This is a genomic window from Nocardia veterana NBRC 100344, assembly GCF_000308855.1.
Lineage (GTDB): Bacteria > Actinomycetota > Actinomycetes > Mycobacteriales > Mycobacteriaceae > Nocardia > Nocardia veterana.
Window position 1 is genome coordinate 26,895 of the sequence record NZ_BAGM01000103.1, and the last position, 26,182, is coordinate 53,076.

Annotated in this window: 27 protein-coding genes; 9 read left to right on the top strand and 18 right to left on the bottom strand. The window is 68.7% G+C overall.

The genetic code is table 11. The annotated features are described in order from the left end of the window. Positions 1-108: 108 nt before the first annotated feature. The 7 genes from ON37_RS19920 to cofD form a co-directional block, all read right to left on the bottom strand. Positions 109-756: a TetR/AcrR family transcriptional regulator gene (locus tag ON37_RS19920; protein ID WP_051031817.1), complete on the bottom strand. Its 648-nt coding sequence runs from the start codon at positions 754-756 to the stop codon at positions 109-111. Between the two features lie 42 nt (positions 757-798). After that, positions 799-990 carry a rubredoxin gene (locus ON37_RS19925; protein ID WP_040721372.1) on the bottom strand — a complete coding sequence of 64 codons (192 nt, stop codon included), beginning with the start codon at positions 988-990 and terminating at the stop codon, positions 799-801. A gap of 67 nt (positions 991-1,057) precedes the next feature. Then, positions 1,058-1,225 carry a rubredoxin gene (locus ON37_RS31875; protein WP_083893132.1) on the bottom strand — a complete coding sequence of 56 codons (168 nt, stop codon included), beginning with the start codon at positions 1,223-1,225 and terminating at the stop codon, positions 1,058-1,060. Continuing rightward, a complete protein-coding gene (locus ON37_RS19930; RefSeq protein WP_040721408.1) occupies positions 1,222-2,445 on the bottom strand; it encodes an alkane 1-monooxygenase in 1,224 nt (407 codons plus the stop codon). The genes ON37_RS31875 and ON37_RS19930 overlap by 4 nt, the downstream gene beginning before the upstream one ends. A gap of 175 nt (positions 2,446-2,620) precedes the next feature. Further along, positions 2,621-3,139 carry an NUDIX hydrolase gene (locus ON37_RS19935; protein ID WP_040721374.1) on the bottom strand — a complete coding sequence of 173 codons (519 nt, stop codon included), beginning with the start codon at positions 3,137-3,139 and terminating at the stop codon, positions 2,621-2,623. Between the two features lie 22 nt (positions 3,140-3,161). Next, complete coding sequence (locus ON37_RS19940) at positions 3,162-4,508, bottom strand: coenzyme F420-0:L-glutamate ligase (RefSeq protein WP_040721376.1); 1,347 nt, start codon at positions 4,506-4,508, stop codon at positions 3,162-3,164. Further along, positions 4,505-5,656 carry a 2-phospho-L-lactate transferase gene (gene cofD, locus ON37_RS19945; protein WP_245553274.1) on the bottom strand — a complete coding sequence of 384 codons (1,152 nt, stop codon included), beginning with the start codon at positions 5,654-5,656 and terminating at the stop codon, positions 4,505-4,507. Before cofD ends, ON37_RS19940 begins: the two co-directional genes overlap by 4 nt. Before the next feature lie 444 nt (positions 5,657-6,100). Here cofD and ON37_RS19950 point away from each other — a divergent pair, with 444 nt between their 5' ends. Further along, complete coding sequence (locus ON37_RS19950; RefSeq protein WP_030515006.1) at positions 6,101-6,334, top strand: WhiB family transcriptional regulator; 234 nt, start codon at positions 6,101-6,103, stop codon at positions 6,332-6,334. 307 nt (positions 6,335-6,641) lie between these two features. Here the strand turns inward: ON37_RS19950 and ON37_RS19955 are convergent, their stop codons facing one another. After that, a complete protein-coding gene (locus ON37_RS19955; protein WP_167331878.1) occupies positions 6,642-7,118 on the bottom strand; it encodes a metallopeptidase family protein in 477 nt (158 codons plus the stop codon). A 150-nt stretch (positions 7,119-7,268) separates the two neighbouring features. Between ON37_RS19955 and ON37_RS19960 the strand changes: the two genes are divergently transcribed. The 5 genes from ON37_RS19960 (at position 7,269) to ON37_RS19980 (ending at position 12,653) form a co-directional block, all read left to right on the top strand. Next, on the top strand, positions 7,269-7,658 hold the full coding sequence (locus ON37_RS19960) for a DUF3499 domain-containing protein (RefSeq protein WP_040721378.1): 390 nt from the start codon (positions 7,269-7,271) through the stop codon (positions 7,656-7,658). A gap of 75 nt (positions 7,659-7,733) precedes the next feature. Next, a complete protein-coding gene (locus ON37_RS19965) occupies positions 7,734-9,113 on the top strand; it encodes a phosphomannomutase/phosphoglucomutase (RefSeq protein ID WP_040721380.1) in 1,380 nt (459 codons plus the stop codon). Positions 9,114-9,205: 92 nt separating this feature from the next. Then, positions 9,206-10,405, top strand: coding sequence for a hypothetical protein (locus ON37_RS19970; protein WP_040721382.1), 1,200 nt, complete (start codon positions 9,206-9,208; stop codon positions 10,403-10,405). Continuing rightward, entirely contained in the window at positions 10,405-11,640 is a 1,236-nt protein-coding gene (manA, locus tag ON37_RS19975; protein WP_040721384.1) for a mannose-6-phosphate isomerase, class I, read from the top strand. Before ON37_RS19970 ends, manA begins: the two co-directional genes overlap by 1 nt. 92 nt (positions 11,641-11,732) lie before the next feature. Beyond that, entirely contained in the window at positions 11,733-12,653 is a 921-nt protein-coding gene (locus tag ON37_RS19980; RefSeq protein ID WP_040721414.1) for a cation diffusion facilitator family transporter, read from the top strand. A 30-nt stretch (positions 12,654-12,683) separates the two neighbouring features. On the opposite strand, the gene ON37_RS19985 is transcribed toward ON37_RS19980, so the two are convergent. The 5 genes from ON37_RS19985 to rfbD all read right to left on the bottom strand — a co-directional run bounded on the left by ON37_RS19985 (position 12,684) and on the right by rfbD (position 18,138). After that, entirely contained in the window at positions 12,684-14,147 is a 1,464-nt protein-coding gene (locus tag ON37_RS19985) for a phytoene desaturase family protein (protein ID WP_040721416.1), read from the bottom strand. Between the two features lie 95 nt (positions 14,148-14,242). Further along, entirely contained in the window at positions 14,243-14,815 is a 573-nt protein-coding gene (locus tag ON37_RS19990) for a TetR/AcrR family transcriptional regulator (protein WP_040721386.1), read from the bottom strand. A gap of 307 nt (positions 14,816-15,122) precedes the next feature. Next, entirely contained in the window at positions 15,123-16,196 is a 1,074-nt protein-coding gene (gene manB, locus ON37_RS19995) for a mannose-1-phosphate guanylyltransferase (protein WP_040721418.1), read from the bottom strand. Between the two features lie 59 nt (positions 16,197-16,255). Then, positions 16,256-17,167: a glycosyltransferase family 2 protein gene (locus ON37_RS20000; protein ID WP_051031814.1), complete on the bottom strand. Its 912-nt coding sequence runs from the start codon at positions 17,165-17,167 to the stop codon at positions 16,256-16,258. 107 nt (positions 17,168-17,274) lie between these two features. Further along, positions 17,275-18,138, bottom strand: coding sequence for a dTDP-4-dehydrorhamnose reductase (gene rfbD, locus ON37_RS20005; RefSeq protein WP_040721388.1), 864 nt, complete (start codon positions 18,136-18,138; stop codon positions 17,275-17,277). Positions 18,139-18,450: 312 nt separating this feature from the next. On the opposite strand from rfbD, the gene ON37_RS20010 reads away from it, so the two are divergent. From ON37_RS20010 to ON37_RS20020, 3 genes are all read left to right on the top strand, one after another. After that, the gene (locus tag ON37_RS20010; protein ID WP_245553275.1) at positions 18,451-19,896 is read left to right on the top strand and encodes an LCP family protein; all 1,446 of its coding nucleotides are present in this window, start codon (positions 18,451-18,453) and stop codon (positions 19,894-19,896) included. Further along, on the top strand, positions 19,884-20,600 hold the full coding sequence (locus ON37_RS20015) for a TIGR03089 family protein (RefSeq protein ID WP_040721423.1): 717 nt from the start codon (positions 19,884-19,886) through the stop codon (positions 20,598-20,600). Before ON37_RS20010 ends, ON37_RS20015 begins: the two co-directional genes overlap by 13 nt. A gap of 106 nt (positions 20,601-20,706) precedes the next feature. Further along, entirely contained in the window at positions 20,707-22,005 is a 1,299-nt protein-coding gene (locus ON37_RS20020) for a cytochrome P450 (protein WP_040721390.1), read from the top strand. A 22-nt stretch (positions 22,006-22,027) separates the two neighbouring features. Here the strand turns inward: ON37_RS20020 and ON37_RS20025 are convergent, their stop codons facing one another. From ON37_RS20025 to ON37_RS20045, 5 genes are all read right to left on the bottom strand, one after another. Then, positions 22,028-23,602 (bottom strand): carboxylesterase/lipase family protein, encoded by a 1,575-nt coding sequence (locus ON37_RS20025; protein ID WP_083893134.1) that lies wholly within the window; start codon positions 23,600-23,602, stop codon positions 22,028-22,030. Between the two features lie 52 nt (positions 23,603-23,654). Continuing rightward, positions 23,655-23,933, bottom strand: coding sequence for an Rdx family protein (locus ON37_RS20030; protein ID WP_040721392.1), 279 nt, complete (start codon positions 23,931-23,933; stop codon positions 23,655-23,657). A gap of 155 nt (positions 23,934-24,088) precedes the next feature. After that, entirely contained in the window at positions 24,089-24,502 is a 414-nt protein-coding gene (locus tag ON37_RS20035; protein ID WP_040721394.1) for a YchJ family protein, read from the bottom strand. 27 nt (positions 24,503-24,529) lie between these two features. Further along, positions 24,530-24,943 (bottom strand): hypothetical protein, encoded by a 414-nt coding sequence (locus ON37_RS20040; RefSeq protein WP_040721396.1) that lies wholly within the window; start codon positions 24,941-24,943, stop codon positions 24,530-24,532. After that, positions 24,928-26,182, bottom strand: a 1,255-nt coding sequence (locus tag ON37_RS20045; protein WP_373282059.1) for an AAA family ATPase, incomplete at its 5' end; no start/stop codon positions are given. The genes ON37_RS20045 and ON37_RS20040, both read right to left, overlap by 16 nt.

The following is a 26,182-nucleotide window of genomic DNA, read 5'->3' on the forward strand; positions in this document are numbered from 1 at the left end:
ACCCGATCGCCTACCCCCGAGGTCAGCCCCTATCGGCCGGCCCGAATCCGATCTCCGCGCGGGCATCCGGTTGTCGTTCAGCACCCCAATCAGCCGTCGGCCGGATCGTTATCTGTCACAGCGCCCGCCTATCGGCCGCTCGCGCGCCCGGGACGCCAGGATGGCCTCGACATACGGCGAAAGCAGCAAGCTGAGCTCCTCGGGAGCGTCCCGGTGCAGCGCGGCCGGCGTCGGAATGTAGCTGATCGCGATGCGAACCAGGGCATGCGCGAGGACGTCGGCCTCGGCGGCCGAGGCCCCCACCCAGCTGCGTTCGAACGCCCCCGCCAGCCGGGCCGCGGCGTGTTCGACGAGCGGCCCGGCGTCGAGGGTGATCAGGCGCAGCAGATCCAGTTTCGCCTCGCCCGTCACCAGCGACTGCACCAGCGGATCGGCGGCGCTGTCCAGAATGAAATTTGCCAGGCCTTCGCGGAAGGCGGCACGCGCGTCCCCCACGTTGTCCTCGACGGCCGTGCCGACGTGGTCGACCAACTGGTCGGCCAACCGCAGTGCGTACGCTTGCGCCAGGCCCGTCCGGGAACCGAATTCGTTGTACAGGGTCTGTCGGCTCACGCCGGCGTGGACCGCGATATCGCCGAGGGTGATCTTGGCCCAGTCGCGCTCGGTGAGCAGCTCCCGCATCGCGTCGAGCACCGACGTGCGCAGCAAGGTGCGCGCCGCCTCCTGATAGGGGACCCGGGCTCCGTGACGCGGCATACCCGCGACGGTGTCACGGGTCGATTCCGCAGTCAAAACGGCTCACGAACGTTCGATCTCGACCATGAAGAAATCGGCTTTCGCCGCACCGCAATCCGGGCACGTCCAGTCGTCGGGAATGTCCTCCCACCGCGTGCCCGGTGCGATGCCCTCGTCGGGCCAGCCCTGCTCCTCGTCGTACTCGAAGCCGCACTGCACACACTGAAAGATCCGGTACCCGCGAGTGTCGCTCACGATGCCTCCTGTTGTCTGCGGGACACCCGCACCCGGTCGGCACCGCGAGCCGCTGCGCGAGTGTCGCTCACGATGCCTCCTGGTCGAAGTCGATCTTCTCTCGCACCCCGCAGTCCGGACAGCACCAGTCGTCCGGCACCGCGTCCCACGGGGTCCCGGGCGGAAAGCCTTCGCGGGGAGCGCCTTTCGCTTCGTCGTAGACGTATTCGCAGACGGGGCAACGGTATGCGCTCATGCCGGTGCGTACCTCGCCAGCACTTCGTCCCGCTTACTCGGTTGCACATTGGCCAACGTGATGTCGCCGTCGTAGTGGGCGAGGACGCGCTTGTCCATCACCCGCCGCCACAGCGGTGGGACGTAGGCGAGCATGATCATGCTGGCGTACCCGCTGGGCAGATTCGGAGCCCCGTCCCAGCTGCGCAGCGTTTGATAGCGCCGGGTGGGATAGGCGTGGTGATCACTGTGCCGCTGCAGGTGGTACAGGAAGATATTGGTGACGATGTGGTCGCTGTTCCAGCTGTGCCGCGGCGTGGGCCGCTCGTAGCGCCCGCGGGCGGTGCGCTGCCGCAGCAGACCGTAGTGCTCCAGATAGTTGACCGCCTCCAGCAGGCTGAAACCCACGATCGCCTGCAGCACCAGATACGGCAGCACCTCGATGCCGAAGCCGGCGACCAGCGCCGCATACAGCACCAGCGACATCAGCCACGCACTGAGCACGTCGTTGTGCAACGTCCACGGCTTGTGTCCCAGCCGTGCCAGCCGGGTGCGTTCGAGTCCCCAGGCCGAGCGGAGACTGCCCCACACCGTGCGCGGCCAGAACGCCCAGAACGTCTCTCCCACTCGTGAACTCGCCGGATCTTCGGGCGTCGCCACCCGCACGTGGTGGCCGCGGTTGTGTTCGATGTAGAAGTGGCCGTAGCAGGTCTGCGCGAGCGCGATGCGCGACAGCCACCGCTCCATGTGCACCTTCTTGTGCCCGAGCTCGTGGGCGGTGTTGATGCCGATGCCGCCGACCATGCCGATCGTCAGCGCCAGGCCGATCTTGTCGACGACATTCAGCCCGCCGTCGATGCCGAGCCAGCTCAGATCGTCGGCGGTGATCAGATAGCAGGCCATCACCAGCGAGGCGTATTGGAAGGGCAGGTACAGATAGGTGAGGTAGCGGTAGTACTTGTCGTTCTCCAGGTACTCCATCACCTCGTCCGGTGGATTCGATCCGTCCGGTCCGAAGAGCAGGTCGGCCGCCGGAATCACCAGGTAGATGAGGATCGGCCCGAGCCAGAACGGCACCTCGGCCAGGGTGTGCAGGCCCAGTTCGTTGAGGCCCCGGATCAGGGGAAGGCCGATGATGAACAGTCCGGTCGGGGCGAACAGGCCCCACAGCCACAGGTAGCGCTTGGGGTCGCGCCACCCCACCTCCTGGCGACCGGTCGCGGTTCCGGCTTCGGTCGACATCGTCGTCTCCATTCGATACAGCTTCCACATCGACTGTGATGTGGATAACCATTACCGTGGACAATATTCCGATCGATGTCGTATGTCTATACATATTCGCCGATTTGTAAAGTGACCGCGACCGGCCGAGACGCGGTGTGACGATCCGCCGACCGCCACACCGCGACACCACCGATCAACGCAACAGCACATCCGAATCCGTCGGCAGTGCGCCGACCGGCCACCAGCGCAGATCCGTCGACTCCGCGCTGCGCACCGGCACCGCACCTCGCGGCGCTCGAATCTTGAACAGCAGATCCAGATGGCGGGTCGGCACCCCGAGCGAACACGTGATCGGATGCGCCTGGGCGCCGTACAGGCCGGGCTCCACCACCAACCCGGCGATGCCCGACTCCTCGGTCGCCTCGCGCAGTGCGGCCGCCTCGACGGTCTCGTCGGTCGGTTCACAATGCCCGCCCAGCTGGATCCACCGGCCGACGCGCGGGTGCAGGGTCAGCAGCACCTCGCGCTCGTCCGCCGAGAACACCACCGCCGATGCGGTGATATGCCCGGGTGCGTGCTCGCGCAGGCAGCCGCGCGGCGCCGAACCCAGGAAGGCCAACATCGCCTCCCGTAGCGACTGCTCCGGAGAGGTTGCGGGAGACCATTTTTCGAGCAGCTCGGTGGCCGAGGCATGGAGCGACTCGGTACTCATGAATTCCTCTCGGACGGCCGGTTCACAGTTCGATCAGGCCGGGGCCCGGATCTCGCGGCGGGCGCGGGCTCAGCTCGTCGTCGGGATATCCGATCGCGATGGCGCCCAATGGGTTCCAGTCCTCGGCCAGGTCCAGCACCGAGCGCGTGACCTCCGGCGCGAAGATCGTCGACCCGATCCAGCAACTGCCCACACCCCGGGTGGCCAATCCGACCAGCAGCCCCTGCACGGCCGCACCCACCGCGACCGTGAACATGGTCGCCTCGGCCGCGCGGCGACGCTCGTCCGGATAGTCGTGAGCGCCGTCGGGTACACAGAAGGGAATGACGACCTCGGGAGCCTCGTACAGGATGCGGCCGCGGGCCACTCGCCGTTCGATTCGCTCCGGTGCGAGCCCGTCGCGACCGAGGTCAGCACGCCAGTGCTCAGCCATCGCGTCGAGCAGCCGAGCCCGCAGCTCCCGGTCCCGTACCCAGACGAACCGGACGGGCCGGGTGTGATGCGGGGCGGGCGCGGTGAGCGCGTCGCCCATCGCGGCGCGGATCAGATCGGGGTCGACCGGGGTGTCGGCGAAGGTCCGCACCGAGCGTCGCAGCAGCAGCGCCTCCCGGCGGCCGCGGTCGATCGCTTCGGCGGTACCGAGCCAGAACAGGTCCTCCTCGCCGCCGCGCAGCAGATCCTTCGCGCTCGAGCCGTCGTCCTCGGGACGCAACCCGCGCACGACCGCGACCGGCACGCCACCGAGTTTGCCCTTCACCAGATCCGCTGCGGCAGCGAGCTCGTCGGCCACCGCCACCTGGGTGACCTGCAACTCGTTTCCCTGCCCGTCCACCGCGCCCGCATAGTCGTGCACCACGCGCAGACCGGCGGCGCCGATCGCGGCATCGGTCTGGCCGATCCGCCAGGCGCGTCCCATGGTGTCGGTGATCACGACCGCCACCTCGACTCCCAGCCGCTGCGCCAACCCCGCTCGCAGGGCCTTGGCGCTGGCGTCGGGATCGGTTGGCAGCAGCACCAATTCACCCTGCTCGACATTGGAGCCGTCGACACCGGAAGCCGCCTGCACGATCCCGAGGCGGTTCTCGGTGATCAGGGTTCGCCCCTTGCGGGCGAGCACTCGCACCGCCTCCGCGTCGACCAGCTTGCGCCGCACGAGGTCACGCTCGTCGGGATCCGACGGCGCCTCGACGATCCGCCCCTCGGCCTTGGCCACGATCTTGCTGGTCACCACCAGCACATCGCCGTCGGCCAGCCAAGGCGCCTGCGCCGCAATATGTTCCGCGACGTCGTCGCCCGGCCGGAACTCGGGCAGGCCGGGCACCGGAATGATCCGGACCTCGCCACCGGGCGCGTGGTCGTATGCACTCACGGGACGGTCACCCCCGCGATGTCCAGGGCCTCGCGCACCATCGCCGCGGTCGCCGCCGGATCGGTCATCAGCAACGGCACGCTGCGCACCTCGACGCCGGGAATCTCGGCCGTATCGGTCGAATGCACCAACCAGCCGTCGAGGATGCCGGTCTCGGAGCGCGCACCGAAGTGCCGGCCGATGGCCTCCGCCGAGGTTTCGACCCCGATCACCTCGAGGCATTCATCCGCCATGCCGCGCAAGGGTTTTCCCCCGATCACCGGAGATAAACCCACCACCTTGGCGGTGGTGGTCCGCAGGGCGCCCCGGATACCCGGTACCGCGAGGATCGCACCGATGCTCACCACGGGGTTCGACGGCGCGAGCAACACCACATCAGCCGCTTCTATGATTTCGATCACACCAGGGGCAGGTTTTGCTTGATCCGCCCCGATTGTGACGAATCCATGGGTCTCGACGTTTGCTCGGTACCGTACCCACCACTCCTGGAAATGAATCGCGCGGCGTTCGCCAGGGTTGTCAGGGTCACTGATCACAACATGCGTTTCACATCTGTCGTCGGTTGCCGGCAGCAGTTTCACACCGGGCTGCCAGCGATTGCACAGCGCTTCGGTTACCGCCGAGAGCGGGTATCCCGCGCGCAGCATTTCACTGCGCACGAGATGAGTGGCGATATCGCGATCTCCGAGACCGAACCAATCCGGTTGCGCACGGTAATTCGCCAGTTCCTCCTTGGCGTGCCAGGTTTCCCCCTTTCGGCCCCAGCCACGCTCGGTATCGATACCCCCACCCAGGGTGTACATGCAGGTGTCCAGGTCGGGACAGATGCGTAAACCGTGCATCCAGACGTCGTCACCGACGTTCACCAGCGCTGTTACATCCGCGTCCGGCAGCAGTTGTCGCACACCTTGTAAGAAGCGCGCGCCGCCGACTCCACCGACCAACACCGCAATGCGCGGTTTACGATCAACCCGCCCGATCTCGGTCGCGATGTCCGCTTGTTCTCCAGTCACATCCGCACAGCCTATGCGGTGCTCGGAAGGGCGCGTTCGAGTGCATATTTGCTGGTCATTTGCTACTTGAAGGTTACCGAACCGCGCCGAAGGCGGCGACGGATAGTAACGGAATTGTGTCGGCAGCTTGACCATCGACGCGTCCGGCGTGTCTAATCACAGACATGTCATTCCGGGTCCGCGCGAGAGCGTATGGCGCAGACCGCATTTCGAACGCATGTTCGTACCGGAACGACAAGCTCGGGGATGTCCGCGGGACTACGTCGCGGTGTGGGACCGTCGGTGGGCACGTCCGGTCCGACGGAAAAATCATTCTGCGCTAACACACAGTGAGGAGGCGGAGCGATGGCCGAGGAGCTGGCCCCGTCGGGCATTCCGGGCGGTGTATCGCAAACCGATTCCACAGCATGCGCAGCACCAAGCGACTGCGCTGACAGCCGGAACGACGAACGAGAGGGGGGCAGCACGGTGAACGAGTCGGGATCGATCGGCCGCACACCGCAAGGCGGACAGTGGGCGCGCACACAGCGCAAACCCGAACCGCCGCAGCTGAGTCTCATCGTCACCGACTTCGATGCGATGTTCGACACCATCGAAGAACAGTGGCAGGAACGGGCGCTGTGCGCCCAAACCGATCCGGAGGCCTTCTTCCCCGAAAAGGGCGGCTCCACTCGGGAAGCCAAACGGATCTGCATGGGCTGCGAGGTCCGCGACGAGTGCCTGGAATACGCACTCGCGCACGACGAACGCTTCGGCATCTGGGGCGGTCTGTCCGAACGCGAACGCCGCCGTCTCAAGCGCGGCATCAGCTGAGCGGTCCGCTCCCCCGCCTCTCCGCGGATTCAGCGTGCCGTAAGAGCCGGGGTGCGCGTCGCTTCGGGCCGGCGGTCGTGTGCCTGGTCGGGTTGTGGGCGTACTCGGTGAGTTACCCATGTGCTCGCGAAATCTGTTGTCCGGTTTCCCCTTTCGCCTCGCTTCGCTTCGGCGGAGCGGGCGGGAGGGGGAAGAGCGCGAGAACCAGGGTTTGTCGAACCGCTTCAGGTTGGATCGTGGAGGTCGACCCTGAGTCCGAGCGTCGATGCCTGGGCGCCGATTCTGGGTCTCGCGCGCGGCGGGCCGGTCACTCCCCGGTCGGGTCGATGATCTCCGGATCTACGCCGAGATAGGTGGCTATCTGTTGGACCAGGACTTCACGGAGTAGGTCCAGCAGGTCTTCCGGGTCGTGGGCGCGGAGTTCGAGGGGTTTGCGGAACAGGACCACTCGGGCCCGGGTGGCCACATTGTGGCGGTCCACGCCGGCCGGAATCAGGCGGGAGAGTGGGACCGGGCCGTCGGCGACCACCTCGTCCGGCCAGGTAACCGAATCGGGATGCAGCGGGCGGATCTTCGGTACGTCGTCGACCGCGATGTCGAGTTTCGTCAGACGGTCGTGCCAGCGGGCGTCCAACGGGGCGAACGCCTCCAGGACGAGTCGGTCGAACTGCTGACCGCGGGTACGCCGCGCGGGCGCCGACGGCGGCAGCATCGGTCCGCGCACACCGCGGCCCCGGCGCACCACCGAGCGGGTCGTCACCGGCCGCCTCTTCGAACGGGTCATACCTTGCGACAGTAGTCACCGGCTCCCGGCGGCGGCCACGCGATCTCCCCGAAGGTGGACACGCCGGACGCGTGAAGAGACAACGCGCGCGACCCGCGTGTCTGTCTGCGACACACGGCCCGGGGGGTTAGTCTGCTCGGTGTGATTCCCATGCGTCGTTGCTGCCGCCCAGGCTGCAAGAATCCGGCCGTCGCGACGCTCACGTATGTGTACTCGGACTCCACCGCAGTCGTCGGCCCCCTCGCTACCGTCGCCGAACCGCACTCCTGGGATCTGTGCGAAACCCACGGCTCCCGGATCACCGCACCGAAGGGCTGGGAACTGGTCCGGCACGAAGGCGGTTTCTCCTCCAGCACTCCCGACGACGACGATCTGACCGCCTTGGCCGAAGCCGTCCGCGAGGCCGGAATGCGGCGGCGCGCACCGGAACCCGAACAGCGCGGCTATTCCGATTACGCCCCACCCCCGGCCCGTCCGCAGCGGCCCGGCCGCACCGGCCGGCGCGGCCATCTGCGGGTGCTGCCCGATCCCCCGAACTGAGCCGGCGACCCCGGCGCCACACCCGCGACCGGCCTGAAGCCCGTCCGAGCCCGGGGCCCTATTAGGGTGTTGGTCATGACAGTCGCCCGGTCTGCCGAGTCCGTTCACGCAGTTGTCAAGGCATACGACGTTCGCGGGGTTGTCGGGGAGCAGATCGACGCGGAATTCGTCCGCGACGTCGGCGCGGCCTTCGCCCGGCTGATGCGCACCGACTCCCCCGCCACGCGCATCGTCATCGGTCACGATATGCGCGATTCCTCTCCGGAACTGGCCGCCGCCTTCGCCGACGGCGTCCTCGACCAGGGGCTCGACGTGGTCCACATCGGGCTCGCCTCGACCGATGAGCTCTACTTCGCCTCCGGCCATCTGCAGTGCCCCGGCGCGATGTTCACCGCCAGCCACAACCCCGCCCGCTACAACGGCATCAAACTGTGCCGGGCCAACGCGCTGCCGGTGGGCCAGGAGACCGGTCTGGCGACCATCGCCGCGGAACTGATCGACGGGGTGCCGGCCGGGCCCGGGCCGCGGGGCACCGCGACCGAGCAGAACCTGCTCGACGCCTACGCCGAATTCCTGCGCGGGCTGGTCGATCTCGGCGCCATCCGGCCACTGAAGGTGGCCGTCGACGCCGGCAACGGCATGGGCGGCTACACCGTGCCGGCCGTCCTCGGCGCGGTTCCGCAGCTGACCATCGCCCCGCTCTACTTCGAACTCGACGGCTCGTTCCCCAACCACGAGGCCAACCCGCTGGACCCGAAGAATCTGGTCGATCTGCAGAAGTACGTCCGCGAAACCGGCGCCGACATCGGTCTGGCCTTCGACGGCGACGCCGACCGCTGCTTCGTCGTCGACGAACGCGGAGAACCGGTCTCGCCGTCCGCGATCACCGCATTGGTCGCCGAGCGCGAGTTGGCCAAGGAGCCGGGCGCCACCATCATCCACAATCTGATCACCTCGCAGGCGGTGCCGGAACTGGTAACCGAACTCGGCGGCACTGCGGTGCGCACCCGGGTCGGCCACTCCTTCATCAAGCAGCAGATGGCCGCGACCGGCGCCATCTTCGGCGGCGAGCACTCCGCGCACTACTACTTCCGCGATTTCTGGGGCGCCGATTCGGGTATGCTGGCCGCCCTGCACGTGCTGGCCGCGCTCGGCGAGAAGGACCGTCCGATGTCCGAGCTGGCGTCCTCGTATGCAACGTATGCGGCCTCCGGCGAGATCAACTCCACAGTGGCGGATGCGAAGGAACGGACCATGGCCGTGGTCACCGCCTTCGAGGGGCGCGCCCGATCGGTGGACCGCCTCGACGGCGTGACCGTGCGGCTGCCGAACCAGGCGTGGTTCAATCTGCGCGCATCCAACACCGAACCGCTGTTGCGACTCAACGTCGAAGCCCGTTCGCAGGAGGAAGTAGACGCACTCGTAACCGAGATTCTGAGCATCGTGCGCGGCTGACTGGAATAGTGGAATCACAGGGCTTGGATTCGCCCGGGGACAACGAATTTCCCGGGCGTGGTGACCCGATTGAGGGGAGGTGGCAACGCCCGATGATCGCAGGGACACCGGTACTCGACCTCGATGACGTCGCCTCGTTGGAGGCCGCGGATTCCGGGGGAATATTACGTTCGGCCGCCTCCGGCGGGGCCCAGGTGCGTGCCACCGCGGCCGCCGTCGTCGAAGACGCGCTCGGCCGACTCGACGGGCTCCGCCCGCGCAGTCTGGTCCTGGTTTCCGGGACCGGGCGGGCCGCGCGCGCGGCAACCCTGCTGCAGGCCGCTCTCGGCGACCGCGCCGGGCTGCCCATCATCAGTGCCACCACCATTCCGCAGTGGGTCGGTTCGCTCGACGTGGTGATCGTGGCCGGCGACGACTCCGCCGATCCGCGGTTGACCGGTGCGGTCGACCGGGCGCTGCGGCGCGGCGCCGAAGTGGTCGTCGCCGCGCCCGACGAAGGCCCGATGCGGGCCGCGGCCGCCGGCCGGGCGGCGGTGCTACCGCCCCGGATCCGGGTGCTGGACCACAACCGGATTCTGCGCTTCCTCGCCATCGGCATCGCGGTGTTGCAGGCGATCGATCCCGGTCATATCGCCCCGCTGGTACCGAATCTCGAGGACCTCGCCGACGTGCTCGACGCGGAGGCGCTGCGGGACGGACCGCACAACGAGGTCTTCCACAACCCGGCCAAGACGCTGGCCGCTCGGATGCGCGAACGTCGGCTCGTCCTGACCGGGGATTCCCCCGCCGCCGCCGTGGTCGCCCAGCACGGCGCCGAGGTGCTGTTGCAGACCGCGGGCCAGATCGCCGCCGCCGTCGACCTCACCGAGGCCGTGGCCGCCCATGCCCGGCTCGTCGAATCCGCCGAGACGACCGCACCCGGTTACGACCCGCTCTTCCACGACGAACAGCTCGACGGCCCGCCGCCGGTCGATCGGTCCCGGGTCTTCGTGATCAGCGCCGATGCCGACCAGGTCGCGGCCCGGCGGCGGATCGCGGTTTTCGGTTCCGATGCCGGGATCGTCGACGCCGACCTGGTCGACGTCGATGTCGAACTGATGCGATCCGAGGCGAGCGTGCCGCGGGACGGCGGGACGGGCGAACCCCAGTCGCCGACGGCCGGCCGCGGCAGCGAACTCGAACAACTGGCGGTGCTGGTGCTGCGCCTGGAGATGGCGGCGGCCTATCTGCGTCTACTCAGCGGCCCGACGGCCGCGAGCCGTCCCGCCCACTACGACGGGGGCCACTACTAGTGCACGAACTCGTTGGTGCGTTGCGTTCCTATGCCTGGGGGTCGCGCACCGCACTCGCTGAACTGTGCGGTCGGGAGGTTCCCTCCGCGCATCCCGAGGCCGAACTCTGGTTCGGCGCGCACCCCGCCGATCCGGCCAAGATCGTGGCCGACGGCCGGAGCCGGTCGCTGCTGGAACTGATCGAATCCGAGCCCAGCCGGGAATTGGGTTCGGTCGCATCGGCGTTCGATGGGCGGCTGCCTTTCCTGCTGAAAATCCTCGCCGCCGAGGAGCCGCTGTCGCTGCAGGCCCATCCCAGTGCGGATCAGGCCCGGCACGGATTCGAGCGGGAGAACCACGCCCGCGTGCCGTTGGATTCGCCGATGCGCAATTACCGCGACGACAGCCACAAGCCCGAACTGGTGGTGGCGTTGGACCGGTTCGAGGCGCTCGCCGGCTTCCGGGACCCGCTGCGCACCGTCGATCTGCTGAACTCGCTGGCCGTACCGGAACTGGTCCAGTACACCGAGCTCCTTGCCGCACAACCGGATTCGGGCGGGCTGCGCACCCTGTTCACCACGTGGATCACGCTGCCGCAGGCCATGTTGGCCGGTTTGCTGCCGAAGGTCCTCGACGGCTGCGTGCGCTACCTCAAACAGGTGGACCCGCTCGAAACACCCGGGCAGAGCAAGGAATTCGCCGCCGAGGCGCGGACCACGCTCGAACTCGCCGAGGCCTATCCGGGTGATGCCGGGGTGCTGGCGGCCCTGCTGCTCAATCGGATCACCCTCGAACCCGGTCAGGGCCTGTTCCTGGCCGCGGGCAGCCTGCACGCGTATCTACGCGGAATCGGCGTGGAGATCATGGCCAATTCCGACAACGTGCTGCGCGGCGGACTCACCCCGAAGCACGTCGATGTTCCCGAATTGCTGCGGGTGCTGGATTTCGAACCGCTGCGCCTGCCGATCATCGAACCCGAACCGGCCGGTCCCGGCTCGTTCCGATATCGCACGCCGGCACCGGAATTCGCGCTGCGGCGCTTCGAGTTGCCCGAAGCCGCGGAACCGATGGAGATCCCCCGCACCGGCCCGGGCATCATGCTGGTGACCGCGGGTACGGTCCGGTTGTCGCAGGGAGCCGACGAGCTGACGATCGGAGCGGGCAGCGCGGCGTGGATCTCCGCCGGCGATACCGACATCCGGGCCCGGGCGCTCGGTGGCCCGGCACAGCTGTTCTGCGCCTGTGTGGGTGAGTGAGTAGACGGGCCGGTCGCCGGTCCTAGTAGATTCATCGAACAAATCGGACATCTACCGGCATGCGCCGGGGACGAAAGGACCGGGGCTGCACCATGTCTGCAGGTGGCGGTAAGAAAGCGATCTTCGCGGCGTTGACCGCGAACGCCGGCATCGCGGTGGCCAAATTCGTCGGCGCGGCGATCACCGGTTCGGGATCGATGCTGGCCGAGGCGGTGCACTCGGTGGCCGATACCGGCAATCAGGGTCTGCTGCTCCTGGGCCAGAAGCGCGCCGAGCAGGAGGCCGACGAGCTGCATCCGTTCGGGTACGGGCGCAACCGCTACTTCTACTCGTTCGTCGTCGCGCTGGTGTTGTTCTCGCTCGGCTCGATGTACGCGATCTACGAGGGCATACACAAAATCCAGCATCCCGAGGAGTTGACCTCGCCGGTCGTGGCGATCGTCATTCTCGGTATCGCGGCGGCACTCGAGGGCTACAGCTTCATGACCGCGATGCGGGAATCCTCCCCACTGCGCGAGGGCGCGAGCTGGTGGCGGTTCATTCGCAATTCGCGCAGTCCGGAACTGCCGGTGGTACTGCTGGAGGACACCGGGGCGCTGGTCGGCCTGCTGATCGCGCTGATCGCGGTGATCCTGACCGTGGTGACCGACAACGCGATCTGGGACGGAATCGGCACCCTCGGCATCGGTATCCTGCTCGGCTTCATCGCGGTGGTGCTGATCGTGGAGATGAAGAGCCTGCTGATCGGCGAAGGTGCGACGCCGGTTCAGAACGAGGCCATCCGCACGAACCTGGTCGACGGTGCGCGCATCGACCGGGTGATCCACCTGCGCACCGAATACCTCGGACCCGACGAGATGCTGGTGGCGGCGAAGGTGTCGATCGTGCCGGGCCTGGAGATCGCGGATATCGCGGCCGCCATCGACGACGCCGAGGCGCGCGTGCGGGCGGCCGTGCCCGCTGCCCGGGTGATGTACATCGAGCCCGACCTGTACCGCACCCAGCCGGTCTGAGCCCCGGGACAGCGGCGTGCGGTCGCGGTATCAGGCCGCGGATCGCACTGTGGCGCCGAGCAGCACAGCCGGATCCGTGCTGATACCGAACCGTTCACGCAACACCCGCGTCGCGGCGTGCATACCGCACATGCCGTGCACGCCGGGCCCGGGTGGGGTGGCGGCCGAGCACAGGTAGACGCCCGGAAGCGGGGTGGCGTAGGGGTTCCAGCGCGGGGTGGGACGCAGGACCGTCTGCGCCAGCGTCATCGCTCCGGCCGCGATATCACCGCCGACGTAGTTGGCATTGTGCGCGGGCATGCGGGCGGCCGGACGTACGTGCTGCGCCTGGATCAGGTCGCGGAAGCCGGGGGCGAACCGTTCGAGCTGGGCGATGATCTGGGCGCTCACGTCGCGACCGGAACCGTTGGGTACGTGGGCGTATGTGTAGAGCGTCTGATTGCCACCGGGGGCTCGGGAAGGATCCACCACGCCCGGCTGGATCACCAGGACGTACGGTCGCTCGGCGTGCCGCCCCGCCGCGACGGTGCGTTCGACGGCCATCGCCTCCGCGCGGGTGCCGACCACGTGCACGGTTCCCGCTGCCGCCAGCTCCCGGGCCTGCCATGGCACCGGGCCGGACAGCGCGAAGTCCACCTTGCAAGCGGCGCCGCCGAATCGATAGCGTTCCAGGCGTTTTCGATACGCCGACGGAACGCGCCCGATGCGCAGCAGTTCGGTCGGCGCGGTGTCGAGCAGAACCGCGCGCACATCGGCGAACGCGTCCAGGGTGTCGACGCGGTGGCCGGTGTGGATGCGGCCACCGTGCCGACGCAGATCGGCCGTCAGCGCATCGACGATCGCCTGCGAACCGCCGCGGGGAATCGGCCATCCCCCCGCATGAGCGAGGGTGCCCAGCAGCACCGCCACACCGGCCGCCGAGAACCGCCGGGGTGGCATGATCGCGTGTGCGCTCACGCCGGTGAACAGTGCCGCGGCCGCCTCCCCGGAAAAGCGGGCATTCCACAGCGGAGACGCCTGTTCGAGCAGGCGGCGACCGAAACGCGCCGCCGCGATCGGATCGCGCGGAAGGTGGCGCAGATCCGACATTGCCAGGTCCACCACCGCCTCCCACTGTCGGACCAGCGGGGCGAACAGGCGCCGCCATGCCGATCCCTCGGCGCCCAGATCCTCGACCGTGCGATCCAGATCCCGCCAGGCCACCGCGGCCACGCCACCGTCGAGCGGATGGCCGTAGGAGATTTCGGGAGTCAGCAGTTCGACGCCGTGCGTCGCGAGATCGAACGCGCGGAAGAACGGGGAGGCCAGCGCCATCGGATGCCCGCCCGCGCAGATGTCATGGTGATAGCCGGGCAGGGTGAGCTCGGCGGTTCGGCAGCCTCCGCCCACATCGTCGGCGGCCTCGAACACCTCCACCTCGAGCCCGGCACGAGCCAGCAGCACCGCCGCGGCCAGACCGTTGGGCCCCGAACCGACCACCACCGCATCCACCATGATCACCACTGTAGGACTGCCCGACAGTGGGCCGGTGGGACCGGGCTTTCGCAGGCGGCAGCTGCCGCGGCTCCGGACAGGCGGGGCCGGGGGTGTCAGCTGCGGGTGGCCCACCGCATGAGGACATGCATGCGCTGCTCCCACAGATCGGGGCGGAGCCGCCCGCTTCGGTCCAACGCGGCCATCCCGTGCAGCGCGCTCCAAAACACCTCGGTGTACGCGCCGGTTTCGGCCGCGGGTACGAGCGGACGGAACAGCCGCTCGAGCTCTTCGAAGCAGTCACGCAGGGTCTGCGGCGCGTCGGGGCCGAACGGTAATTCGGTGTCCTGGACGAACATGGCGTCGTAGAGGGCGGGATTGTCGGCGGCGAACCGCAGATAGGCCCGCGCGACGGCCTCCATCGCGCCACCGGGGCCGTCGGCCTGCTCGTGCGCCGCGCGCAGGACGTCGCGCAGCATGGCGATCCCCTCCTCGGCTACGGCCGAGACGATCGCTCGTTTTCCGGCGAAGTGGCTGTAGAGCACGGGCTGGCTGTATTCGATGCGCTCGGCGAGCCGGCGCACGGTCACCGCCTCCCAGCCGTCGGATTCGGCCAGTTCGCGTGCGCTGTCGATGATCGCCTGCCGGCGCTGTGCGCGCTCGCGTTCCTTACGTTCCTGAACCGTCATACCGAAATTCTAGCAACGCTAGACAATGTAACTCTGGTCGCGCACAGCGAGGTGCTGCTCGCGCGCGAGACAGCATCCGTCGCAACGGTCCCGGCCCGGTGTCACGGTCCGTCGTCGGCCCGCGCGGCGATCGCGAAGCGACGACTCCCCCGGCGACAGGCCGCTGCCGCTCCCACCGCGCGGGCCGTTCGGCCATGGCGGCGAGGCGGTGACGGCCTCGTTCTATAGCAGCAGCCCGTGCGGGCCGGTCAGGTCGACCACGACACGGCCTCGGCGCGGTGATCGGACTGCGAGCGGACGGGTGAGGTCACACGTCGGTGGAGAACCGAATTCCGCCGTCGGGCAGGTCGACGCCCGGCCAGATGCGGGCGCCGCGCAGCAGTTCGCATCGCGCGCCGACGCTGGCGCCGTCACCGATCACGGCATCCCGGACCAGCGCCCGCGGCCCGATCCGTGCGCCGAATCCGATGATCGAACGCTCCACGGTCGCACCGGCCTCGACCCGCGCCCCGTCGAACAGCACCGCACCGTCGAGTCGCGCGCCCGCGCCGACCTCGGCGCCGCGACCCACGACCGTACCGCCGATCAGCAGCGCACCCGGCGCGATCCCGGCGCCCGGATGCACCAACGACTCCCCGCGCTGGCCCGGCAGGGCCGGCGACGGCGCGATGCCGCGCACCAGATCGGCCGACCCGCGGACGAAATCCTCCGGAGTTCCCATATCGCGCCAATAGGAGGCATCCACGTGGCCCTGGATATGGGCGCCCTCGGCCAGCAGCGAGGGAAACACCTCACGCTCGACCGACACCGGCCGGCCGCCGGGGATCTTCTCGATGTATTCACGGCGGAAGACGTAGCAGCCCGCGTTGATCTGATCGGTCGGCGGATCCTGGGTCTTCTCCAGGAACGCGGTGACCCGGCCGGTCTCGTCGGTGGGCACGCAGCCGAAGGCGCGCGGATCGCCGACCCGGACCAGATGCAGGGTCACATCGGCGTGGGTGGAGGCGTGGGTGTCGAGGATGGCCCCCAGATCGGCCCCGCCCAGCACATCACCGTTGAACACCATCACGTTGTCGGCGCGCAGCTTCGGCAGCACGTTGCGGATACCGCCGCCGGTGCCGAGCGGCTCGGTTTCGGTGACGTATTCGATGTCGAGGCCCAGCTCGGCGCCGTCGCCGAAATGCTCCTCGAAGACCTCGGCCTGGAACGATGTGCCCAGCACCACGTGGGTGATACCGGCATCGGCGATCCGGGCCAGCAGGTGGTGCAGGAACGGCAGACCGGCCACCGGCAGCATCGGCTTCGGCGCCGACAGCGTCAGCGGGCGCAGCCGAGTGCCCTGGCCGCCGACCAGGATCACGGCGTCAGTTGCGGTATCCACGCCCGCTCCCTCCGGAATGTCCGGCATCTGTCTTCCCCTGTTCAGGTTCGGTCCATGCGCTACTGCGGCGCGGTACGGTCGCGCTCACGCAGCGCAGATCGAACCGCAAGTTTGCAGCGAATCGCAAGTCCGGCCCGCAGCGCCCACCGCAACGGGGCCTGCCACCAGTGCGGATGCCGGTCGGCCTGGAAACGATAGGCGGAGGCGTGGTGAGCGGGCAACATCGTCTCGGGATGGCGACCGGCCGCATGTCCCTTGGCGTGGGTGACCTCCGCGCTGGGGACGAAGACGTTGTGCCAGCCCGCCTTGCCCATCCGGTCGCCGAAGTCGACGTCCTCCATGTACATGAAGTAGCGGGAGTCGAAACCGTCGATGCTGTCGAAGGCCGCCCGCCGTACCAGCAGACACGATCCCGACAGCCAGCCCACCGCCCGCTCGGCGATCTCCTCGTTCTCCTGCCGGTACCGCCGGGTCCACGGATTTCCGGGCCAGATCGTGCCCAGAACCGCATGTCCGGCGCCGTCGAGCAGGCCGGGGACTCGTCGCGCGGAGGGATAGATGCTGCCGTCCGGCTCGTGGATCAGCGGGCCGAGCGCGCCGGCGCGCGGCCAGCGGCGAGCCGCAGCCAGCAACTCGTCGATCGCGTCGGTACCCCACCGCACATCGGGATTGGCGATGACGATGAATTCGATCGCCGGATCGATCTCGGCGACGGCCCGGTTGATCGCACCGCCGTAGCCGATGTTGCCGCCGGTGCGCAGCAGGGTGACGTGCTCGTTGGATTCGGCCGCGAGTTCGGGGGTGCCGTCGGTGGAGCCGTTGTCGGCCAGGATCACCTGCGGCTTCTCATGGGTGGCCGTGGCCAGCGTACTGATGAAGTGGTCGAGATGTTCGCCCGGCGAATAGGTCACGGTGACCACTGCCAGCTGAGGGGTACGGTCCGCGGAGGGGGCTGAATCCGAAGCGCTCACGGAAGGCCAGCCTAGTGGTTGCGGGCCCGAAGTAGACAGCCGAGCGGCCGCACCCTCAGCGGCTTCTCAGACCCGGCTCCGGCGGGCTCGTCGTCGCGACGGCGACGTCAGGACCCTGTCGGCTCGGAGCGGCGCGCGAGCGCCTCGCCGAGCGCGGTTCGCCACTCACGCAGCGGAGTGAGGCCCGCGTCGATCCACGCCCGATTCGACAACACCGAATAGGCCGGGCGCCGTGCGGGACTCGGAAATTCGGCCGAACCGCACGGGCGCACCCGTTCCGGATCGGCACCGAGTCCGGCGAAGATCGCCCGCGCCCATTCGTAGCGGCTGACCGCACCGGCGTTGCTGACGTGCAGAATTCCCGAAATATCTTGCCGTGCGGCCAGTTCCAGCAGACCGGCCGCCAAATCGGGTGCGTAGGTGGGCGATCCGATCTGATCGTCGACCACCGAGACCGTCTCCCGTTCGCGCTCCAGCCGGCGCATGGCCGCCACGAAGTCGCCGCTGTCCCCCGTGTACACCCACGCCGTGCGCACGACGGTGGCCCGCGGGTGCGTGGTCAGCACCGCCTGCTCTCCCGCCAGTTTGGTACGACCGTACACACTTGCCGGGCCGGTCGGATCCGCCGGCTCGTACGGACGCGACGCGGTTCCCGCGAAGACGTAATCGGTGGAGATGTGAATCAGCCGCGCGTCGACCGCACGGCAGGCGGCGGCCAGGACCGCGGGACCGGTGGCATTGCCGGCATACGCCGCGTCCCGATCGGTTTCGGCGGCATCGACGGCGGTGTAGGCGGCACAGTTGAGCACCACGTCCCCGGGCCGCAGCGCGGCGCGCACGGCCTCGGCGTCGGTGATATCGAGCTCACCCCGGTGCAGAGGGACGGCAGTGGGCGCCAGCGCTCGCAGGGCACGGCCGAGTTGTCCGCCGGCGCCGGTGATCACGAGCCGGGACTGGGAAACGGGACTCACCCGGCAAGTCTGGCACGCCACGCCAACAGCGGTTCAGCGGTGTGGGCGGCGGGGTTGGATAGCCTCGGATGCGGGAACCCCCGGTACGCCGCAGGTGCGAGATGCGGTGTTCTGCGACGTGGCGGGCCACCGGTCCGGCTGATGTCGCTCCGGCCAGGGTTCCCGAACGGGGGTCGTGCGAGAGTGGAAAAGGAATACGGAGTGCCGCAGAACAGAAGTGTTTCGTCGCCGCCCCCACGCGGCGCCGGAGCACCACTGCCCGGCGGCCGCATCCCGCGGGCTCGGGGCGTTCGCCCGAGTTCCCCGCCGGGAGTGAACCGTCCCGGCCGGCTGCTCGCCGTGGCCGCGGCGGCCGTGGTGTTCATCGTCACCGGCTTCGGCTGGCACAGCGTGGACACGCTCATCTCGGGCATCGAACGGATCGGCAATCTCGGTCTGGGCGGCGGGCACGACGGCGCGGTCGACATCCTGATGGTGGGCATCGACAGCCGCACCGACGCGCACGGCAATCCACTCAGCGATCAAGAACGCGCGATGCTGCACGCCGGCGACGAGGTCGGCACCAACACCGACACCATCGTGCTGGTCCGGGTGCCCAACGACGGCCGCTCGGCCACCGCCATCTCCATACCGCGGGATTCGTATGTCGATATTCCGGGCATCGGCAAGGGCAAGATCAACTCCGCCTACGGCGCGACCAAGGAGAACGCCCGCCAGAAGCTGGCCGACCAGGGCCTGTCCGACGCCCAGATCGAGGAGAAGTCGACGCAGGCGGGCCGGCAGGCGCTGATCAAAAGCGTCGCCAATCTCACCGGAATCACCGTCGACCACTACGCCGAGGTCGGACTGCTCGGGTTCGTGCTGCTCACCGATGCCGTCGGCGGGGTCGACGTCTGCCTGAACAACGCGGTGGACGAACCGCTCTCGGGCGCCGACTTCCCCGCCGGCGAGCAACGGCTCGGTGGGGCCCAGGCGCTGAGTTTCGTCCGGCAACGCCACGATCTGCCGCGCGGTGACCTGGATCGGATCGTGCGCCAGCAGGTGTTCATGGCGTCCCTGGTCGGCAAGGCCCTCAATGCGCGAATTCTGGCCAACCCCGGCAAGTTACGCGAACTCAGCGACGCCGTCGGCCGCACGATCGTGCTGGACGAGGACTGGGACGTGGTGGCCTTCATGCATCAACTGCAGGATCTGTCCGGCGGCAGGGTGAACTTCGAGACCATCCCGGTGCAGGACCTCAACGGCACCACCGCGGACGGCGAGTCCGTGGTGAAGGTCGACCCGAAATCGGTGAAATCCTATGTGGCCGCGGCGGTCGGCGGGAAGGTCGACGATCGCGGCGGCGACGAGGCGGTGGCGCCGAGCGCGGTCACGGCCGATATCTACAACGCCGGCAGCACCGGCGGTCTGGCCGGTCAGGTCGCCCAGGCGTTGCAGGGTAAGGGTTTTCACACCGGAACCGTGGGGAACTGGCCCGGCTCGCCGGTACGCAGCAGCCGGGTCCTCGCCGCCGCCACCTCCGACGCCAAGGCGAAGGCGGTCGCCGAGGCGCTCGGCGGGTTGACCGTGATCACCGATCCCGCGGTCCCGGAGGGTGCGGTACGGGTGGTCCTCGCCGATGACTACTCTGGTCCGGGCTCGGCGTCCGGCAGCCTGTTCGATCTGTCGGGAACCTCGCCCGCCTCGGGCAGCGCGACACCGGTACCGCCCGCGCCTCCCATCGACGCCGGCCAGAACGGACCGAAATGCGTGAACTGAACGACACCCTCACCGACGCCCTGCTGGGTCCGATCCTGGCCCGCGACCCCGCGGCGCCGCGGATCACCCACTACGACGACAGCACCGGCGCCCGGATCGAACTGTCCGGGTTGACCCTGGCGAACTGGGCGGCCAAGACGGCCAACATGATTCGCGACGAATTCGGGCTCACGCCGGGATCCCGCGTCGCCGTGCTGCTGCCGGCGCACTGGCAGACCGCGGCCGTCCTGCTGGGCTGCTGGTGGGCCGGAACCGAGGTGGTGCTGGGCCCCGATCCCGATGCCGAACTGGCCCTGGTATCGGCCGCGCGGATCGACGAGACCGGAGACATTCCGGAGGTGGCGGCGCTGTCGCTGGACCCGATGGGCGGTCCGGTCCGCGATCTGCCGGTCGGGATCACCGACTTCGCCACCTCGGTCCGCGGCCACGGCGATCAGTTCCACCCGGGCGGGGCCGGTGCTGCCCTGGACGGCGCCGGCGTCGCGCAGATCGTCGAGGCGGCACGCGCGTCGGCGCAACGGCAGGGCTTCGGACCGGACGACCGGGTGCTGTCGACCACCGAGTGGGACAGCCCCGACCGGCTGATCGACGGACTGCTCGCGGTCTACGCCGCGGGGGCGTCACTGGTCCAGGTCACCGCGGCCGATCCGGCGAAACTCGAGCATCGCGTCGAGACCGAGCGGGTCACCGTGCGCCGGTCCTGATCTCCTACCACGGTAGGGGCCGATGATCCGTCCGCGGGCCGTTTTCCCACCGCCGTGATCTCCGTAGGGTGGAGGTCGGCGAACCGGACGACGAACGGGGATGGCAATGAAGCCGCAGTACTGGTTTCGGTGGTTGGTGGTGCAGGGCACGCCGCGGCTGGCCCTGAAGACCTACGGGCGGCGGGGCGAACCCCTCGCCCTGTTGATGTCCAGCCCGGAGGCGCTGCACGATCCGATTCCGCTGCTGGAATCCCTGCGGGCACAGGGCCGGTTGGTGCATTCACCGTTCGGCTGGGCGACCGCCGATTACGAACTGGTCCGTACCGTGCTGCGCGACAGCACCTTCGGTGTCGCCGCGGCCGAAGGGTTCGTTCCCGGACCACTTCGCCCGCTGATCGATCTGGCGCCACTGCCGCCCAATCCGGTGCAGCCGCCGTCCATGCTGGTGATCGATCCGCCCGACCACACCCGGATGCGGAAACCGGTCGCCTCGGCCTTCACCCCGCGCGCGATCGGACGGCTGCGCGATCGGGTGGAAACGGTGACCGCCGAACTGCTCGACGCCCTGCCGTCGGATGGCTCGGCGGATCTGATAGCCGATTTCGCCGCTCAGGTACCGATCGCGATCATCTCCGAAATGCTCGGTTTCCCCGATGCGGACCGCCGCCGGTTCCTGGCCTGGGGTGATGCCGTCTCCCCGATGCTCGATATCGGGATCAGCTGGCGCACCACCCGCGCGGCGACCGCGGCCATCATCGATATGGACCGCTATCTCGACGCGCATATCGCCCGGCTGCGCCGCGAACCGGGCGAAAACATCCTGTCCGGCCTGGTGACATCCGGCGACCTCGACGATCGTGAGCTGAAGGCCTCGGCGACGCTGCTGATGGGCGCCGGATTCGAGACCACGGTCAACCTGATCGGCAACGGTATCGTGCAGCTGCTGAACCATCGCGACCAACTCGATCGCCTGCGCGAGGATCCGCAGCTGTGGCCCAACGCGATCGAGGAGATCCTGCGATACGACGCTCCCGTGCAGAACACCGGGCGCATCGCCGGGCGTGAGGTCGAACTGGCCGGGATTCCGGTGCACAAGGGCAGTACGGTCGTGCTCTCGCTGTCCGGTGCGAATCGCGATCCGAAGGTCTTCACCGATCCGCATCGTTTCGATGTGGGTCGCGCCAACGCGAAGGATCATCTGACCTTCTCGAGCGGTATCCACACCTGTCTCGGCGCCAGCCTGGCCCGGATGGAAGGGACGCACGCGCTCCGCGCGCTGTTCGAACGCTTCCCGAATCTGGTGTCCGCGGGGCCACCGGAGCGTCGCCCGCTGTTCACGCTGCACGGTTACCAGCGGCTGCCGGTACTGCTCGGCCGGCGCGCCGAGCAGACCAGCAGCGTCTGATGGTCAGCTGAAGCCCACCGCGTCAGCTGAAGCCCACCGCCTGGTCACCCCAGGCGGTGTGCAGATCGTGATCGGGATCGTCGACGACGCGGTCGACGGCGTCGACCACCAGCGTCGTGCGGGTGGATTCGCGGTAGGGCGGCCAATGTTTCGAGCCGTCCAACGCCGCCGGCACGCCGTGTTCGGCGAAGGCGAGCCAGCGCCGCATCATCCGGCCGGAGACCTCGTTCGCGACCTTGCGACCACCGAGCCAGAATGTGGGGTCGTGCTCGAAGGAGCCGAAATTGCCGAATATATAAGGCAATTCGGTGGCATGTCCGGCCCCCACCCGGGCTGCCTTCAGCATCGGTGTGGCCTGATCGAAGCGGTACATCCAGGTCCGGCTGTGCCGGGAGTGGGCATCGGCCACCCAGTGGGCCGGCATCCGGAACGCGGCATCGGTGGACATCGCCAGCGCGCCCCGGGTTTTGGTCAGATCCGGGTAGGCCGAGGTGATTTCGGCGATCCGTTCCGGTGACAGGCCGGGGTGTTCGCCGGCGACGGCGTTGAGCATCGCATTCACCGCATCGGGGGTCACCGGCATGATCGGCGAGCGGAACAGCCGGAACAGCGAGGCCTCGTCCTTGTTGGTGCCGATGATCAGGGGCACACGATGCGAACGGCCCTGCTGGAACCGGTCCGTCGGATAGGTCGGCAGCAGATCGCCGTCGACCACCGGCGCGGCGGCCAGCCGGCCCGGCGATTGCAGCGGCACCTCGTCGAGCAGGATCCCCGCCGCGTCGACGATTCGTTCGATCGGGCACTCCAAGAGTTCACCGGCCCGCTGCCGGGGCAGGTCGAGCAACTCCAGGAAGCGGGCGGCCACCCCGGCGGCGCGTTCCGGACCGAAAACGGTAGTGGCGGGCGGACTCTGGGCGATGGCGCGGTGGAACAAGCCGGCCGCACGCGGCGAGGTGAGCAGGGCGGTCACGCATCCGGCGCCCGACGATTCGCCGAAGATGGTCACATTGCCCGGGTCGCCACCGAACGCCGCGGCATTGTCGCGCACCCATTCCAGGGCGGCGATCTGGTCGTGCAGGCCGAGATTGGGCACGAATTCCTCGCCCAACGAGGACAGATCCAGGAAGCCGAGGGCGCCCAGCCGATAGTTCACGGCCACCACGACCACATCACCGGCCTCGACCATGCGCCGGCCGTCGTAGATCGCCTGCGCCGCGGTGCCCAGACAGTAGGCGCCGCCGTGCAGCCAGACCATCACCGGCCGCGGCTGCACCGGTTCGGACGCCGGCGCCCACACGTTGACCCACAAGCAGTCCTCGCCCATCCGCAACCCGGAGTCGACGGGAACCATATCGCCCATCGTCTGCGGAGCGATCTCGCCGAATTCGGTGCAATCGCGCACTCCGGACCAGGGCTCGGGCGGTTGCGGACGCGCGAACCGCCGCGGTCCCGCGGGCGCCGCGGCGTAGGGGATGCTGCGCCAGACGTCGACGGAACCGGCGCGGAATCCGCGGACCGTGCCACTGGTCGTGTGGGCGATCGGTCCGGCGCCGATGGTGTCCTGCGCCGGGGTCGCCTCGAAGAATTGAGTGCTCATCTCGCACCTCCTCGTACTCCCTGTAACCGAGAGTACGTCCGAGATCATGCTGTCAGCCTCGGCCTCGATCGATGTGGCCGAGGTCGCGGGCGGGATCGATGCGATCGCGCACCCGCTGCTTGAGTCCGGAGATGTCGGGAAAGCCGCCGTCGGCCCTGCGTTCCCAGATCTGTTCGTCGTCGACGGTGATCCGGAACACGCCGCCCGTTCCCGGGATCAGTGCCACCTCGTCGAGGTCGGTGCCGAAGGTGTTCAGCAGTTCCTGTGCCATCCATCCGGCCCGCAACAACCAGCGGCATTGCGTGCAGTATTCGATCGCGATTCGCGCCATAGCTGCGACCCTAATCAGGCGATCGGCCGCCGCAGCGCTCGACGCGGGTCCCGAAACTGTGTGGCAACTCCTTCGCTATCGTCGATAACCGTTCTAATCGGAAATGTATTGATGTCATCGTAGTTGGGGACCACGATCAACTCTTTACGTGCCGATTACGATTCCATATCGCCGTCGACGTAGATCCAGTTACCATCGATTCGAGCAAATCTGCTGCACTCGGCGAGCACGCCGCGCCGGCCCGCGAATCGGTAGGTCGCGCGGAACTCGACCTCCCCGGTGTCGTCGAACAGACCACCCGCCGCGGTGCCGAGCACCTGCAGCGACAGCCAACGCTGACCGGGGTCCAGCTCCAGTTGCCGCGGGCGGGTGCGTGGATGCCACGTGCGCAGCAGGTAGTCCCGATCACCGATGGTGAAGGCGGTATATCGCGAACGCATCAACGCTTCTGCGGTGGGCGCCGGCCGGGTACCGGCCAGGCGCGGGGCACAGCACTGGCCGAACTGTTCACCACTGCCGCAGGGGCAGCGATCGCTGTCGTCCGGACGCGGGAAACGAGGGTCGGCCATCCGACGATTATCGCCGCCGCGTACGGATCAGCGCCCCCGGCCGAAGACCGCAGGCACATCCGAGCGCCCGATGCGATCGAGCTCGCCCACCAGCCGTGCCGTCTCGTCGTACCAATCACGCAACTCGTGCACGGTCGGGGCGGGTTCGGAATCGAGGTGATGCCCCGCGCGTGACAGGACCGCCCACAACCCCGCGACGGCACCGGCCAGCTCGGCCCCGGCACACCTGTCGAGCGCCAGTAATTGCGCCCGCATACTGCACCGCGCCATGGGCGGCGACACTCGGGCCCACAGCCGGTCGACCGACTGTTCCAGGGCGATCCGCAGAATCCACACCGTGGCCCGCGACCACAGACCGCCGGCGTCGGTCACCGTGCCGTCGAGCAGCCGGCCGGCCGCCGCCAGCCGGTCGGCCACGGTCGGCCTCACGAATCGAGCCATGTGACGAATTTCCTTGTGCCCGAGATCAGTTCCCCCGGGCTGCGACGAATCCGGATATGCGCCCCGGCCGTGGCGTCGCGCACGACCGAACGCGCCCACGGCGCCTCCCGATCGAGCAGCTCGTTCAGATCGTCGACCCGGTCCGGAACGCCGAAGATCGCCAGCGACACGGTTTCCCATGTGGTCCGGGCCCGATCGACGCGGCGCTGCACCTCACGGTGATCGACCCCGGCGGCGAGCAGTTCGCGCCGGGCGCGGGCCAGGGCGGCCGCCTCGATCGCGGACCGGCAGCAGGTGATCACGAGTTCGGTCGCGATCGGGCGCGGCAGTTGCCGGGTGCGCACCAGGGCCCGGGCATCGCTGAGATAGCGCTGTACCGGATCCTCGACACCGCGCACCTCGACCCGGGACCGCTCCCGCCGCTGCACCTCGAGAATCGTTGCGGCCACCCGCAATCGACGCACCGACTCGGCCAGCCGCTCGTCGTGGGTGAACACCACCACCTGCCGGCCGCCGCGCGCCACCGCCGACAGCACCCGGGCCAGCCCGTCCACCTTGGCCGGATCCATCGCCTGCACGGGGTCGTCGATCATCACGAAGCGGAACGGGCTGTCCGCCACCGTGGCGCGGGGCAGGAACAGCGCCAATCCCAGCGTGTGCAGTTCGCCCTGACTCATCACACCGAGCGCGGTGGCGCCGGAATCGTCGACGGTGACATCGAGCAGCACCTTCCGGCTGGCTCCGGCATTGCCCTGCAGGCGAATCGCACCCAGGTCGACATTGCTGCGCTGCCGCAAGCCGCCCCAGATGCGGCGGGCGTGGTCGGCGAGCGGGGCCATCCGCTCGTCCCGCAACCCGGCGGCCGCGGATTTCAGCCACTCCTCGGCCCGGCGCACCGTGCGCAACTCGGCATCGGCCGCGGCCACCAGCCGAGCCTCCTGCAGCCAGGCGGCGATGCGCGGAACCAACGGGGTCCATACCGCGTCGATCCGATCCAGTTCCTTGTGCACCGCGCCCTGCAACGCGTCGAACCGCACGGCGAGGTCGGCGTGTGCGCCGCGCAGCCGTGCCGTGAACGTGGTGTCGGCCTCGACCTCGAGCAGCGCGGCCCACGCGGCCCAGGCGCGCCGCGCGTCGGCGGGGTCGATATTCGGCGCCGCGGCGATCGAATCCAGTTCCGGTGGAACGGGTTCGATCAAGGCGCGAGCGCGGGCGACGGCGGCGCCCAGGCGTTCGCGG